Source organism: Gemella sp. 27098_8_155 (assembly GCF_041433725.1).
Classification (GTDB): Bacteria; Bacillota; Bacilli; order Staphylococcales; family Gemellaceae; genus Gemella; species Gemella haemolysans_D.
The window spans coordinates 1-16,493 of record NZ_JAPWCA010000030.1 but is presented as its reverse complement, the minus strand read 5'-3'; the positions used below and the strand labels follow the sequence as shown (position 1 = coordinate 16,493).

At 31.9% G+C, this 16,493-nt stretch carries 8 protein-coding genes; 7 read left to right on the top strand and 1 reads right to left on the bottom strand.

Translation table 11 applies throughout. The features are described 5' to 3' along the window. On the bottom strand, nucleotides 1-1,161 hold a 1,161-nt coding region (locus O5Y44_RS08525; protein WP_271966121.1), incomplete at its 3' end, for a class I SAM-dependent methyltransferase. 388 nt (nucleotides 1,162-1,549) lie between these two features. On the opposite strand from O5Y44_RS08525, the gene O5Y44_RS08520 reads away from it, so the two are divergent. The 7 genes from O5Y44_RS08520 to O5Y44_RS08490 form a co-directional block, all read left to right on the top strand. After that, complete coding sequence (locus O5Y44_RS08520; protein ID WP_371465968.1) at nucleotides 1,550-3,046, top strand: UDP-N-acetylmuramoyl-L-alanyl-D-glutamate--2,6-diaminopimelate ligase; 1,497 nt, start codon at nucleotides 1,550-1,552, stop codon at nucleotides 3,044-3,046. A gap of 20 nt (nucleotides 3,047-3,066) precedes the next feature. Further along, nucleotides 3,067-4,632, top strand: a complete 1,566-nt coding sequence (locus tag O5Y44_RS08515; protein WP_271966118.1) for a peptide chain release factor 3 — start codon at nucleotides 3,067-3,069, stop codon at nucleotides 4,630-4,632. 277 nt (nucleotides 4,633-4,909) lie between these two features. After that, nucleotides 4,910-5,473, top strand: a complete 564-nt coding sequence (locus O5Y44_RS08510; RefSeq protein ID WP_271966117.1) for a type III toxin-antitoxin system ToxN/AbiQ family toxin — start codon at nucleotides 4,910-4,912, stop codon at nucleotides 5,471-5,473. A gap of 250 nt (nucleotides 5,474-5,723) precedes the next feature. Then, entirely contained in the window at nucleotides 5,724-6,158 is a 435-nt protein-coding gene (locus O5Y44_RS08505) for a GtrA family protein (protein WP_271965640.1), read from the top strand. Continuing rightward, on the top strand, nucleotides 6,158-6,991 hold the full coding sequence (locus O5Y44_RS08500) for a Cof-type HAD-IIB family hydrolase (RefSeq protein WP_271965641.1): 834 nt from the start codon (nucleotides 6,158-6,160) through the stop codon (nucleotides 6,989-6,991). Before O5Y44_RS08505 ends, O5Y44_RS08500 begins: the two co-directional genes overlap by 1 nt. Nucleotides 6,992-7,128: 137 nt before the next feature. Next, nucleotides 7,129-9,423 carry a protein translocase subunit SecD gene (secD, locus tag O5Y44_RS08495; protein WP_371465966.1) on the top strand — a complete coding sequence of 765 codons (2,295 nt, stop codon included), beginning with the start codon at nucleotides 7,129-7,131 and terminating at the stop codon, nucleotides 9,421-9,423. A 495-nt stretch (nucleotides 9,424-9,918) separates the two neighbouring features. Continuing rightward, on the top strand, nucleotides 9,919-16,493 hold a 6,575-nt coding region (locus tag O5Y44_RS08490; RefSeq protein ID WP_371465965.1), incomplete at its 3' end, for a Rib/alpha-like domain-containing protein.

Here is a 16,493-nt window from a genome sequence, read left to right as displayed (position 1 = left end):
TATAAGTTTGTTTACTTCTTCTAGTAAGAACATCTTCACATTTAATGATGAAGTGAATTTTTCAAGATTAACTATTTTATCTTTATCAATGTTATTCGATACTTTATAAGCTCGGATAAGTTGATTTTTTGGAGTATTTTCTGCTGAAATAAACTCGACTATATCAGATTTATATCCAAACGCTTCTAGAACTTCACTGCGTACTGAATCAGTAAGAAGAGTAGAGAATTTTTCTTTAACAATTCCATGTTTTAACATGAATGGAAGGAAATCAGAGTTAAGTTGTCCGTTAACTTCTTTTTGACAACATGGTACAGCGAAGAATACTTTTGCTTTCCAGCCAAGAGCTTTAAGTATAGCTATATCCGTTGCTGTATTACATGCATGCAGACTAATAACCATATCTATCTCATCTTTATTCTCGTAATCAATTACATCACCGTATATGAAACTTAGATTTTTGAAATTAAGTTTTTCAGCAATATTATTACAGTTTTCAATAATTTCTTTTTTTAAATCTATTCCAATGATTTTAACATTCATTTTTAAAACTTCAGTTAAATAGTAATAGGTAGAGAATGTTAAGTAGCTCTTACCACTACCAAAATCTAAGATTGTAATCTGTTTATTAGAATCTAATTGAGTAGTAGCTTGTTTAATAAATTCAAGGTATTTGTTTATTTGTTTAAATTTATTGTACTTACTTTTAACAACTTTACCATCTTTATTTTGAATACCTAGTTCTATTAAAAAGTCATATTTTTGTTTTTCGTCTAGGAAATACTCTTTTTTCTTATTATGATCGAATGAGACAACTTTTGCAGTCGTTTTCTTTCTATTTACGCTAATTTTGAATTTTTTAGATACTTTAATATTTATATTTTCATTAACTGTAACTACATTTATGTCTTTTGCTAATTCAAAAAGTTCAATAATGACTTTTTCGATACTTTCAGAATCAGTGGTAACAAGGTTCATATGTTTTATTATTCTTTTATAACGATATTCTAACTGAAGGTTAATACAGTTTTTAATATTAACTAATTTTCCAATGACTTTATCAAGTTCTAATTCTTTGTTACGAATATTTGAAAAGGTTATTTTGTTAATGTTGTTATTATTTATATGACTTAATATTTCGGAAATAATTTCGTGTTCCATCGTTTCTCCTTAAAGTTTCTTTAATAATGATTTCTTATATATATTACACTAGATTTTATTAATTATCAACATAACTGAAATATAATGTCAATCGTCGACAGAAATTCGTTAAATAAGAAAGTAGGGAGTGACTCAAAAATCGTGATTTCGTAGAAATCGATTTTGTTGAGCCACCCCCGCACAGGTTATTAGATATCTGAAAAGCTTTTATAAAGCGAATTTAGATATCAATAAACTACTGCGTCTATGAGTTTTCACATACACCTTGTTAAAATTTAGGACTTTGGGTCAACCCCAGTGAAAATAAAATAATTCCCGTTGTTGGTTGAGTATTACTACTATGCGTGGTATAATTTAGTAGTTAGAAAATAAGAAAAAGGTAGATAGTATGAATATTTTAGATATTATTGATAATATAAAAATAAAAACTATTTATGGAAAATTACCAAATAGTGTAAATAGTATTTCCCAAGATTCACGAAAAATAGGAAAAGGGGATGTCTTTGTCGCTATTAAAGGTTATACTGTAGATGGTCACAACTTTATAGAAAAAGTTATTGAACAAGGGGCAGCATTAGTAATAGCTAGTCGTTATGAAAATTATAATGTAGAAAATTGTGCTGTTATTGTTATTAGAGAGCATGAAATTGAAAAAATTGCTAGTATGATAGCTAAAAAGATTAATGAGGGTGCTGATATTCACACAGTTGCAGTAACTGGAACAAATGGTAAGACGAGTATATCTACATTAGTTCATAATATGTTGCGTAACCTAGGAGAAAGTAGTGCTTATATAGGAACGAATGGGTTTGGTAAAAATGATGATGAACCTATTTATTTTGGTAATACAACTCCTGATGTAGTAACATTACATAATCAAATCGGTGAGCTGCGTCGTGAAAACATAAAAAACCTTGCCTTTGAAGCATCATCACACGCAATGGCTTTAGGGCGTATTTATAATGTCGACATCGATGTTGCTATATTTACAAATCTAACGCATGAGCACTTGGATTTCCATGGAGATATGCAAACTTATGCCTATGATAAGAGTTTACTATTCTCAACATTAGGGAATAATCTATCAGAAGCGAAGTTTGGTATATTGAATAAAGATGATAGTTATTATAAAATAATTTCTAAATGCTTATATCAACAAGAAATTAATTACTCTATCAAAGATGAAACTGCGGATTTTTATGCATATAATATTAAACAATATAAAGAAGATAAAATCTATAAAACAAGTTTTACACTAAAATCTCCAGAAGGTACTTTTGAATGTATTACTAATTATATTGGAGACTTTATGGTAAGCAACGTCCTTGCTGCACTTAGCGCTGTTTGGGTAAAAGGATATAGTGTAGAACAACTAGTTAATATATTACCGAAACTAGGAGCTTTATACGGTCGTATGGAAATTCTAGGTGATGATTTACCGATTGATATAATTAGTGACTTTGCTCATACTCCAGATGGATATGAAAAATTATTAGAAGCAACTCGCGAAATAAGAAAAGGGAAACGTACTCTTCTAGTAACAGGAATGGGTGGAGGACGAGATATTTCAAAAGGGCCATTAATTGGAGAAATTATTTCAGAAGCAGATTATGTCGTTATTACAACAGATAGTCCACGTGATGAAGATGTAGAAGTTCTTATGGGTTCAATTGAAAAAGGTATGACTCATAAAAATTATGAAAAAGTATGGTTCAGAACAGATGCGGTTAAACGTATAATTGAATTATCAGAACCAGGAGACGTAGTAATCTTAGCTTCAAAAGGGCGTGAAGATTATGAAATTCTCCAAGGTGGTAAAAAAGTTTGGCACTCAGATCCAATTGTTGCTGTAGAAGAAGCGAAAAAGAAATTTAATATAAAATAAAAAATTGAAAGGAAAATAACGTGGTAGAAAAAATTAGAGAACAAGTAGAAAAAAGAAGAACGTTTGCCATTATCTCTCACCCCGATGCTGGTAAAACTACATTAACCGAAAAATTACTTTTATTTGGTGGAGCAATTCGTGAAGCAGGAACGGTAAAAGGTAAGAAAACAGGAAAATATGCAAAAAGTGACTGGATGGATATAGAGAAACAACGTGGTATCTCTGTAACATCTTCAGTAATGCAACTTGACTATGATAATAAAATTATTAATATCTTAGATACTCCAGGTCACGAAGATTTCTCAGAAGATACATATCGTACACTTATGGCTGTTGATAGTGCAGTGATGGTAATAGATGGAGCGAAAGGGATTGAGGCGCAGACATTAAAACTTTTCAAAGTTTGTCGTATGCGAGGAATACCGATTTTCACATTCATCAATAAAGTTGACCGTGAAATTAAAGATCCACTAGAATTATTAGCTGAAATTGAAGATAAATTAGAAATTGAAACATATCCTATGAACCTACCAGTAGGTATGGGTCAAAACTTCTTCGGAATTATGGATAGAAAAAATCATTTTATTGAACCGTTCAATGAAGATAGTGATTTTGTAGAATTAGATGAAGAGTATAATATTGTAGATAATAATCCACTTGCTCAAGATACTATGTATCAAAAATGTGTAGAAGATATGATTCTTATTACTGAAGCGGGTGTTGATTATGATTATGAAAAACAACTAAAAGGTGAGCAAACACCGGTATTTTTCGGATCAGCATTATCATCATTCGGTGTAGAAAGTTTCTTAAACTATTATGTAGATAACGCACCAACACCAAAAGGTCGTCGTGGAGTAAATGAAGAAGATATCCAACCAACAGGAGAGGATTTCTCAGGATTCATTTTCAAAATTCAAGCCAATATGGACCCTAAACACCGTGATAGAATTGCATTTTTACGTGTATGTTCAGGTGAATTCAACCGTGGTATGGATGTAAACTTAGCAAGAACAGGAAAAAAACTAAAAATCTCTCGTTCAACTAACTTTATGGCTGATGATAAGGCTACAGTTGATGTAGCTTATGCGGGAGATATTATTGGTCTTTACGATAGTGGAAATTATCAAATTGGAGATACTTTATATCAAAATAAAAAAGTTGAATTTGAAGCACTTCCTTCATTTACACCGGAAATTTTCGTAAAAGTTTCAGCAAAAAACGTACTGAAACAAAAACATTTCCACAAAGGTGTAGAGCAACTTGTACAAGAAGGAGCAATTCAATACTATAAAACGTTACATACGAATCAAATCATTTTAGGAGCAGTAGGACAACTACAATTTGAAGTGTTTGAGCACCGTATGAAAAATGAATACAATACAGAAGTTATAATGGAACGTATTGGACAAAAAACTACTCGCTGGATTGAAAATGAAGATTCAATCAATGAAAACATGTCAAGTTCAAGAAGTATTCTAGTTAAAGACTTATATGATAACTATGTATTCTTATTCGAGAATGACTTCGCGATGAACTGGTTTAGTGATAAATATCCAGAAGTTAAGCTTTTCAGTAAACTGTAAGTTAAATCAAGTAAGTCATAAGTAAATTAGAAAATTCCAATTTATTTATAATTAGTTAATTTTATTGACAGTTAAAAGATTAATTGTTATACTGAGAATATAAAGAAGGTGTCTCACTACCTATATACCAAAGGTGAAAGTTTAAAGAAGGTGTCTCACTACCTATATACCAAAGGTGAAAGTTTAAAGAAGGTGTCTCACTACCTATATACCAAAGGTGAAAGCTTAAAGAAGGAAGAGAGGTTGGAAAACCTCTCTTTTTTTTGGGGGGAATATTATGATTAATAAAGCACAATTTGGTTTTTATGAAATTGATATTGATTACTTAAAATATCTGAATGAGCATGATTCAGAGGTATATTATAATTTCAAATATAAAAAGGATTTAAAACCTTTTATTGGTATTATATTATTAGTAAATGAATTTGAGTATTTTATACCATTATCGTCAGCAAAAGAAAAACATAAGAAATGGAAAAATGTATCTAATGAACATATACTGATTTATGAGATAATAGATAATGAAAAAATAAAATCTTTTGATATATTTAAAGATTTTTCTAAAACTCAAAAATTACATATATTAGGAGTAATCGATATTAAAAAGATGATTCCAGTCCCAAAAGGAATGTATGAAAAAGTTTTATTTAATAACTTAGAGGAAAGTTATAAGGTTTTGATGAATAAAGAATTCAAGTTTTGTTTGAAAAATAGAGATAAGATACAAAAAAATGTAGAAAAAATCTATATGAAACAAAAGGAAAGAAATATAATTGGATATGCTACATGCAATTTTTCAAAGTTGGAACAGGCTATGTTAAAATGGAATAAAGTAGAATAATAAAGGTGACTCATTAATTAATTTTCAAGAAAATTTTATTAGTGAGTCGTTTTTTATATGATGGAAGAATACTTCGAAGTAAAAATTAAAATTGTGATTTCGAAATAATTGATTTTGTTGAGTTATACCAATAATGACTCTATAAAACCTATTCTAACTTGTATTAATATTTAACATGTAAAAATTTGAAAAAAACTGCTTATAGGTATATAATTAAGTGTTGGCAAAATTTTAATATAAAGAGGATAGCATGAGAAAATTAATAAATAAAATGCTGGATCTTTACAAAGAACCAAAATACAAAAGTATAGTAAATTACATATTCTTTGGAGTTTGTACGACTCTTGTAAATGTAGTTACATACTTTATTTTGTATTACTATGGGATGGAAGTTAGACCAGCGAATTTAATATCTATAACATTATCTATTTTATTCGCATATTTTGTTAATGCTAAATATGTATTTAACTCTAAGGCTGCTGGGTTTAAGAAAGTTCTATACGAACTTACAAAATTCTTCACAGCTAGATTATCTACACTTGTTATAGAAGTATTCGGAGTTGAGTTATTCATTTACTTAGGAATGAACGCATATTTAAGTAAATTTATTATTCAATTTGTAGTACTTGTTGCTAATTATGTAATTAGTAAATTTTTAGTTTTCACAAAGGAGAAAAATAACTAATGAAATGGTTTATTACTGATATGGATGGAACGTTCTTGAATGATAAAAAAGAAGTTGCACCAAATGCAAAAGATGTGATTGTCAAACTGCAAGATAAAGGAAGTAAATTCATAATTGCCACAGGAAGACCTGATATTGCTGTAAAACACTATTATCACAACTTAGGAATGAACGATGTAGTTATTTCTAACAATGGAAGTTTAATTAGAAATCTATTAACAGGTGAAATAGTATATCAAAAAAGCTTTAAAATGGAAGAAATAGAAAAAATATACAGTATGTTTAAAGAATTAAACGATGATGAGATAGAATTTCATGTTTATACGTTAAACTATATATACTGTACACATTTATCATTTAGCATGGCGCGTATGAAACGCATAGAAGCGGATATGCCAGAGGAATTAAAAACACCAATGTATATTCACGAAGACATTATTGGTGAGCTTAAGAAAAACAATGAAGATTGCCAAAAAATTATGATGATTGCAAAAGATCATGATAAAGTGGTGAATTTCTTTAACAAGGTTAGTGAAGTGTTAGAAGTTGATGGAACATTTTCAGCGACTAATTTCTTTGATATCATGCCAAAAGGATGTAACAAAGGTACTGCAATTGAGAAGCTAGCTGAGTATTACAAATCTCCGATTGAAGATTGTGTAGTATTTGGTGACAATTTTAACGACAAAGAAATGTTCGATGTAGCAGGATGGAGTGTCTGCCCAAGTAATGCAAAAGAAGAAATTCAAAATATGTGTGATGAAGTTATCGGAAATAATAATGATTTTTCTGTCATTAAATATGTAGAAGATTATTATAAAAAAATTAAATAAATACTTGATAACTTAGCGAAAATTTGATAAATTAGAAGATAGCGTATTAATTACCTATATAGCGATTTACATATAAATAATTTTATATTTGATTACTATAAATTGTACAATGAAAAATAAAATAAAGGAGAACTTTCATGAGAGGAAGAAGAAATGAGAAGAAAAAGTTCAGTAGAATACTTGCCTTCTTGTCATTAGTAGTTATTATCCTTACTTCTATAGGATTAACTTCAAAATCTAATGCAGAAAAAGTAAATCTTGGACTGGATCTTCAAGGAGGATTTGAGGTACTATACCAAGTAGAACCTCTTAAAGAAGGTCAAACTATTGACGAAGCAGCTGTAAAAGCAACTGCAGATACTATTAGTAGACGTATTAACATTCTTGGGGTAAGTGAGCCGGTTATTACTGTTGAATCAGGAAATAGAATTCGTGTTGAACTTGCAGGTGTTAAAGATCAAGAATCAGCTCGTAAGGTACTATCAACACAAGCTAATCTTACTATTCGTGATATTGATGACAAAGTACTTTTAGACGGATCTGATTTACAAGAAAATGGTGCTTCTCAAGGATTTGATCAAAACAACAAACCAGATGTTAACTTGAAGTTGAAAGATGCTGATAAATTCGGTAATATCACTTCAGAAATCAGTAAACGTGGTCAAGGTCAAAACCTAATGGTTATTTGGATGGATTTCAATGAAGGAGACTCATTCAAAGCTGAAGCTGCTAAAGAGAAACCTAAATATGTTTCTGCACCACAAGTAGCACAAACTATTAACTCTAAAGATGTTCAAATCACTGGTAACTTTACTGTAAAAGAAGCTAAAGAAATGGCAGCTTTATTAAACTCTGGTGCATTACCAGTTAAATTAACAGAAATTTACTCTAACTCAGTAGGTGCTCAATTCGGTGCCGATGCGTTAAATCAAACGGTCTATGCAGGTGCTATCGCATTAGCTATTATCTGTTTATTCATGTTAGTTATTTATCGTGTACCTGGATTTGTAGCAAGTGTAATGATGGTTGCTTACGTATATATCACAATAGTATTCTTCAATATGATTTCAGGGGTGTTAACACTTCCTGGTATTGCAGCTCTGATTCTTGGGGTCGGTATGGCAGTTGATGCCAATATCATCATGTACGAAAGAATTAAAGAAGAAGTACGTGCTGGATATCCACTGAAAAAGGCATACTTAGACGGTGCTAAACAATCATTATGGACAATTTTCGACTCGCAGTTTACAACAGTTATCGCTGCAGTAGTACTATTCATCTTTGGTACAAGTAGTGTTAAAGGTTTCGCGACAATGTTACTATTATCAATACTTGTCAGCTTTATAACTGCAGTATTTGGTACTAGATTATTACTAAGTTTATTAGTAAACTCTAATATCTTTAATAATCACCCAGGGTACTTTGGTGTAAGTAAGAAGAGTATTCATGAAACTAAGTTTGGTATTAACTCACTTAACTTAAGTACAAAATTTGAATGGCTAAGTTTTACTAAGCACATGAAGAAATTCTTCGCTTTAAGTATTGCAATTATGATTGCAGGGTCTATTTCTTTAGGAATGAATAAACTAAACCTAGGAATTGACTTCTCAAGTGGTACTCGTATAGACGTAGCTGCTAACACTGAACTATCAATAGATAAAGTTCAAGAAGATTTAAACAATCTAAAAGTAAAAGACGAAAAAATAGTTTTATCACCAGATAAAAAACAAGCGACAATTCACTCTAAAGAGAGTTTTGGACAAGAAAAATCAATCGAAATAAAAGAATACTTTGCTAAAAAATATGAAAAAGATGCTAACCTAAGTGTTGTATCTCCAGTAATCGGTAAAGAATTAGCTAAAAATGCATTATTCGCATTAATGTATGCTTCTATAGGTATTATCATCTATGTAGCATTCAGATTTGAATGGCGTATGGGACTTACAAGTGTTATCGCCTTACTACATGACGTATGTATAATTATCTTCATAACAAGTTTATTAAGACTAGAAGTAGATATTACATTCATTGCAGCGGTATTAACGATTGTAGGTTACTCAATCAACGATACTATCGTTACATTTGACCGTATTCGTGAACATATGCGTCATGAAAAAGTATTGAAATCAAAAGAACAAATATATAAACTTGTAGACGTATCACTAAGACAAACATTAACTCGTTCTATCAATACGGTATTAACAGTTATAATTACAGTAGTAGTTATGTTATTACTAGGAAGTAGTTCAATATACTCATTCAACGTAGCATTACTTATCGGTTTAGTCTTTGGTTTATATTCATCACTATTTATCGCGGCTCAACTGTGGGCAGTATTAAAAGTACGCGAATTAAACAAAAAAGGAAAAATTGAAGTTAGTGTCCGTCAATCTCCAAGAGAGAGAAAAGAAAACGATAAAGTTCTAGTATAGAATTATATAGGCTCAAAACTAAGGAAACTTAGTTTTGAGTTTTTTTGTATATTCATGATAATAAATTTTATTGATAAGAGCTTTCAATATTTTTAGAAAACTCGAAAAATATATTAATGACATAAGGTAACTATTTTATATAATAATAAATTACTATTTATATTAGATACTCAAAATCTGTAAATAGAAAGTTAAACGGTATTTAAGTGGATTTAGTGTATAAATAAGAATATTATTTAGAATCGTTTTCTAAAATATTTGAGAAACTTTAGAGAGTAAAATATAAAAACTTCATAATTATATGAAGATTATAATAGATATTTCTTGAAAAGAATACTAGTATATAGTATAATATATGGTATATAAAGTGACTTACTTAAGCTGCTTTATTCATAAAAATGTTATTTTATTTTAATTTAATCTTTTATAGAAAAATATATTTATATAAATTCTATAATTGTGGTTTATAACTATAATATTAAAAGGAGGTTTAAAATGTATAGTAAAAACAATAAAAAGATGAATGAACAAAAACAACTTGAAAAAGTTAATCAATACGGAATTAAAAAATTTAACGTTGGAACAGCGTCAGTATTAGTGGCAGCTGGATTTGCATTTTTAGGAGGAGGTAATGCTTTAGCGAGCAATGAAACTGCTGTAAGTAATGCTAATGAACCAGCAAGTGAAACAGCAGCTACTACGCCTGCTAAAGAAGAAACACCTGCTCCTCCAGTAGCAAAAGCAAACAAAGCTAACCTTAGTGCTGCAATTGCTCGTGTCCAAAATGCAATTGCAAAAGCAACTGTAACAGAAAAAACAGCTTCAGCAATTGAAGAAGGAAAAGCGGAATTAGCTAATGCTCAAGCTCTAGAAGTAAGTGAAACAGCTACACAAGGTGAAGTTGATAAAGCAACAGTAGCATTAAAAAATAGAGCTTTTGTATTAGAAAGTATGCCAAAAGCAACAGCTGATAAAAAAGAAGAAAAAGTAAATAAAAACCAAGATTCACGTAATGGGCAAGCAATTCCTGGACAAGGTGAAAGTGGATTTAGAGCTGTTGATACAACTACAGCTAACTCAGCAGAAGAAGCTACTAAATATAAAGGTGTAAGAGATGCAGCTTTACCAGAATTAGAAGCTAATATTGCTAAAATTAAAGCTGAACTAGCAGCAGAAGAAGGGAAACCTGCTAATAAACAAGATTTAGCTAGAATTGACACATATAAAAAAGTAATTGCAAAAGCTGAAGGTATCGCAACAGCAGCAAAAGCAGCAGATGCAACATTAGCTAAAGAAATGAGCAAACAAGCAGAAGCTGTTAAATCTGAACGTGACCTATTAGCCCTATACTTAAATAAGAAAGCTGATTTAGGAGCTCCAGTAAGTGAAAACCATGCTGCTTATGGTAATAACCCTAAGAATGGTGTATTCGAAAGCTTAAAAGAAGGTTTTGGAGATAAAGTAACTTTCACTGATGCTGATAAAAAATCAGAAACAATTGCTAAACAATACGAAAGTGGTCGTGATATTACTGAAATCGTAAATAGTAAAGTATTTAATAAACCAACAACTAAAACCGATATTGGTAGTGCAACATACAACTGGCAAGAAAAAACTATTACAAAAGCTGACGCAGAAGCTGGCATGTTAAATGGTTGGAAGATTGAAGTTGGTGAAAAAGTTAATGCGGTTAAACCTCTTGATGTAACAAATGTTACTGATAAAGATGGACAACCAAGTACACGTGAAGTTCCAAAATCTAAACTTTACTCAAATGATGGAGAATTGAAAAAATATCAAACATCAGGTGAAAAGAGTTATGTAAATGGTAGTGGTGCTGTTCCTTCAGTAACACCTACTATTGATGTAATGAGAACAAATGCATTTGGTGAAGTTAAAAATCGTGATTACTACTTAGAATTAGGAAGCAAAGGTACAACTCTTTCTAAAGAGTATGATGTTAATGGAAATTCTAGAATTAATGTTAACTTAATTCACAGTGCTGCATACGGTGGAACTACAGCAACTTCTGCTGGTGAAAGAGTTAAATTAACAATCGTAGATGCATTTACTGGTAAAGAAATTAAACCAGTTGAAGGTAAAAATGGACCTTTACCAACTGAAAATGGTGCTCTAGCAGCTAATGGTTGGAATCACTTTGACCGTATTTATGATATCCCAGCGGAAACTACAAAAATTAAAGTGTTAATTGAAGCAGGAAGTCAAGGAACAAATTCTTTAATTAATGACAACAATATTAACATTAAAGATGGTTACTTAATCGGTGGTATTGGTATCGCAACTGCTCCAGCTGCTGAGGTAGTGACAAATGTTCGTTCAGAAGGAAAAAAAGGTGAATACGGATATACAAAAGATACTATCTATGAAAAAGATCAAAAAGGTACTTTTGAAATTGATATTAAAAACACTGGTGGAATGAATATTGATTATTACACAGCTCAAAAAGTAGAAGTAACCGTTAAAGTTCCAAAAGGTGTAACATTAGAAGATAAAATCTATAATGCTAATGGTGGAGGTGCATATTTAGGAAACACTTATGCAAATGATATTGTTTGGACACCAAATGATCCTGCTGATAAAACACAAGGTGGAACAATTACTTATAAAGTTCCTGCAGGGAACCGTATGCCAGCAGCTGAGGGTGGATCACGTAAAACTGAGATTCCATTTACAACTTCAGATAATTTCATTGGACCAGCTGATTTCAAAGTAACAGTGAAGAGTGGATTTGGTGATACTGACGCATTAGGAAATAGATTATATTCATACACTGCATTAGGAGCAGAACCACCTTATGCAAATCAATTTAATCGTAACGGTCTTGCAGATTCTGATAACCCTGACTATGAATATGGAAAAGTTATCTTTATCAACAGCTTAAAAGGAAGTACTGTTGTTACAGTTCCAATTAATACAACAGATGACCAATTAAAAGAAGTGGCAATCGCAAAAGCTAAAGAAGAAGTTGCGTCTGCGAACTTTACTCAATTATTAGAAAAAATGAAAGCAACAGCAGCACTTGGAGATACTACTGGAAGTCTTTCAAACGTTAAAATTAGCTCTAAAGATAAAGTAGAAATCACTAAAATTGCTGAAGATGGACGTGGAATTGTTAAAGTTCCTGTAACTTATACAGCAGATGGTAAAACATATGAAACTACTGTTGAAGTAGAGGTAAATGTTGTTAAATCAACAACTAAACCAGTGGTAGTGTTTGAAGGAGATGAAATTGCTCCAGCAGCTGTTAAAGAAAATGTAACTCCAGCTGAGATTGATAAAAAAGCTGGTGCAGCTAATGAACCACAAGCAGCTGATATCTTTGACACTAATGGTAAAGTGGGACAAGCAGATCTTAAAGTACCTACAACAGTTACTTACAATGTAGATGGAACTACAATTACAGAGAAAGTTGAAGTACCTGTAACTGTATTACCAAAACCAAAAGCAGATGAAATTCTTGTTGCAAAAAATAGTGATAAAGAAGAAGCAAAAGCTAAAATTCTTGAAAAAGCAAAAGCTGCACTTGGTGAAACTTTTACAAACAAACTTCCAGAAGGAGTAACGTTTGATAAAGATAATATGACTGTTGGAGAAATCCCTGAATTAACTGAAGATGGAGAAGTACCAGTAACTGTTAAATATACAGTTAACGGTGAAGAAAAAACTACTGTAATTAAAGTTCCAGTAACAGTAGTAGAAGGTACTCCACAAATCGTACCAGTAGATCCAAAAACTGCTCCAAAAGCAGAAGATAGCATTGATCCAGCTGATTATCCAGAAGGTGCAAAATTCACTTATGAAAAAGAACCTGATACATCATCAACTGGAGATAAAGAAGTTAAGGTTATCGTAACGGATAAAGATGGTAACGAATTAGTAAGAGTACCAGCAACAGTACGTGTAGTAGATAGTACACCACAATTTGTTGTTGCAGATCCTAAGAAACCACAACCAGACGTTAAATCAAGCATTACTCCAGATGTATATCCAAAAGGAACTACATTTGAGTATAAAGAACCAGTTGACACAACAACAGCGGGTGAAAAAGATGTTGTCGTTGTAGCTAAATTAGATGGAAAAACAATTGTTGAAGTACCAGCTAAAGTAATGGTAGTAGATCCTAAGACACAATATGTGTTTGAAGATCCAGCTAAACCACAACCGGATGCAAGCGAGAGTATCGATCCAGACCAATACCCAGAAGGAACTAAATTCTCTTATAAAGAACCAGTTGATACAACAACACCTGGAGACAAAAAAGTAACAGTAGTAGCTAAAGATGGTGAAGATAAACTTGTAGAAGTACCTGCAGTTGTTAAAGTATTACCATTAGTGAAACCAGAAGGATTAACAGTTCTTAAAGGAAGTGAGAACTTAGAAGCTGCAGTTAAAGCTAAAGCTGAAGAAGTAGTTGCAGCGTTACCAAAAGATAAACTTCCAGAAGGTGTAACTGTAAAAGTTAAAGAAGTGAAAGCAGGAACTACACCAACAACAGCTGAAGTAACTGAAACAGGAAAACCAAAACCAGCAACAGTAGTTATTGAATACACTGATGAAAAAGGAAACGTTATTGGAACTAAAGAAGTAGAAGTACCAGTAACAGTAGTAGGTTCAACACCTAAACCAGTAGTTGTGTTTGAAGGTGAAAAACCAACTAATGCTAAAGATGCAGTAACACCAGGACAAGGTGGAACAGTTGGAGAACCAACAACATTACCAGAAACAGCTGGTAAAGCAGGAGCTACAGATGTAACAGTTGATGTACCGGTAACTTATGACAATGGAAAAGTAACTGAAACAGTTAAAGTCCCAGTAACAGTATTACCAGTAGCAAAAGGTGAAGTAACAGTAGCTAAGAATACTACTCCGGATAAACTAAAAGAATTAGCTAAAGCAAAAGCTGAAGAAGCAGTTAAAGCAAAAGACTTTACAGATAAATTACCAAAAGGTGCAACAGTAACTGTAGGTGATGTAACAAAAGCTATTGAAGACAAAGTAACAGCTAACAAAGGAACTGGAGTAACAACAGTAGAAGTCCCAGTAACTTACACAGTTGATGGAAAAGACTACACAACTACAATCCCAGTAACAGTAAATGTTAAAGGTTCAGATGTTAAACCGGTATACGTTGTAGAAGGTGACCAACCAAAAGCTGAAGATGTAAACAAAGCAATCACTCCTGATACAGATGGAACAAAAACACCTGTAACTGATGAAGACATCAACAAAGCTATCCCAACAACTGATGGTAAAGTTGGAGATAAAGATGTAAATGTAACTACAAAAGTAACATATCCTAACAACGTTGAAGAAACAGTAACAGTACCAGTAACAGTATTACCAAAAGTTAAACCAGAAGGTGTAGTAGTACCGAAAAATAGTGATAAAACTGAATTAGAAAAAGCTATTAAAGAAGAAGCTGAAAAAGCAGCTAAAAATCTTAAAGGTTTACCAGAAGGTGTAACAGTTACAGTAACAAATGTTGAAACAAATACTGTGCCTGGAACAGAAAATGTAGGTAAGAAAACACCAGCTAAAGTACAAGTTAAATACACAGATAAAGATGGAAATGAAATTACTAAAGTGATTGAAGTACCAGTAAATGTTGTAGAAGCTGTACCTACACCAATTGAAACACCAGTAACTAATGATAAATTCACACCTGAAGATTTTGCTAAATATGTTAAAGTTCCAGAAGGTGGAAAAGTAACGAATGTAGAAAACCTACCAGACTTAACAACACCAGGTAAGAAAGATCCAGTTAAAGTTACAGTAACATTACCAAATGGTAAAACAATTACAGTAGATGTACCAGTAAATGTAACACCGGTTAAGGAAATCGAAACACCAGTAACAAATACACCTTTAACAAAAGAGGATTACACTAAAGGAATCACAATTCCAGAAGGTGGAAAAGTAACGAATGTAGAAAACCTACCAGACTTAACAACACCAGGTAAGAAAGATCCAGTTAAAGTAACTGTAGAATTACCAAATGGAAAAGTGATTACAGTAGAAGTACCAGTAAATGTAACACCAGTTAAGGAAATCGAAACACCAGTAACTAAGACTCCATTAACGAAAGAGGATTACACTAAAGGAATTACAATTCCAGAAGGTGGAAAAGTAACGAATGTAGAAAATATTCCAGACCTAACAACACCAGGTAAGAAAGATCCAGTTAAAGTAACTGTAGAATTACCAAATGGAAAAGTAATTACAGTAGAAGTACCAGTAACAGTAACACCAATTAACGAAATCGTTAAGAATGTTGGAGATCCAATAACAAATGAAGACGTTGAGAAAAACGTTAAGATTCCAGAAGGTGGAAAAATTGTTTCTATTGGAAATAAACCAGGAACAGACACACCAGGTGTTAAACCAGTGGTTCCAGTAGTAATTGAATTACCAAATGGAAAACAAATTACAGTAGAAGTACCAGTAATTGTTAAACCTAAAGTTACTCCAGTAGTAGTAGAAGTAGGAACTCCAGTAACTCAAGACGATGTTAAGAAACATGTAGACCTTCCAGAAGGATGGAAAGTTACTAAAGTTGGAGAAATCCCAACAACTGCAACACCAGGTGAAAAAACATCTGTACCTGTAGAAGTAGAATTACCAGATGGACGTAAAATTACAGTAGAAGTACCAGTAATTGTAACACCAAAAGTAAGTACAATTATCGTACCTCAAGGAACAGTAATTACTCCTGAAGATGTGAAGAACCACATTGACTTACCAAAAGAACCAGGATGGGAAATTGTAGAAGTTGGAGAAATTCCATCAACAGTTCCAGCAGGAGTAAAACCAAGTGTTAAAGTTAAGGTTAAATTACCAAATGGAAGAGTAATTGAGTTAGAAGTACCAATTATTTCAACACCAAAAGTAACACCAATCGAAGTAGAAGTAGGAACACCTATTACTAAAGAAGATGTGAAGAACCATATTGAACTTCCTAAAGAGCCAGGATGGGAAATAGTTGAAGTTGGAGAAATCCCAACAACAGAAACACCAGGACAAAAAACAGCTGTTAAAGTTAAGGTAAAACT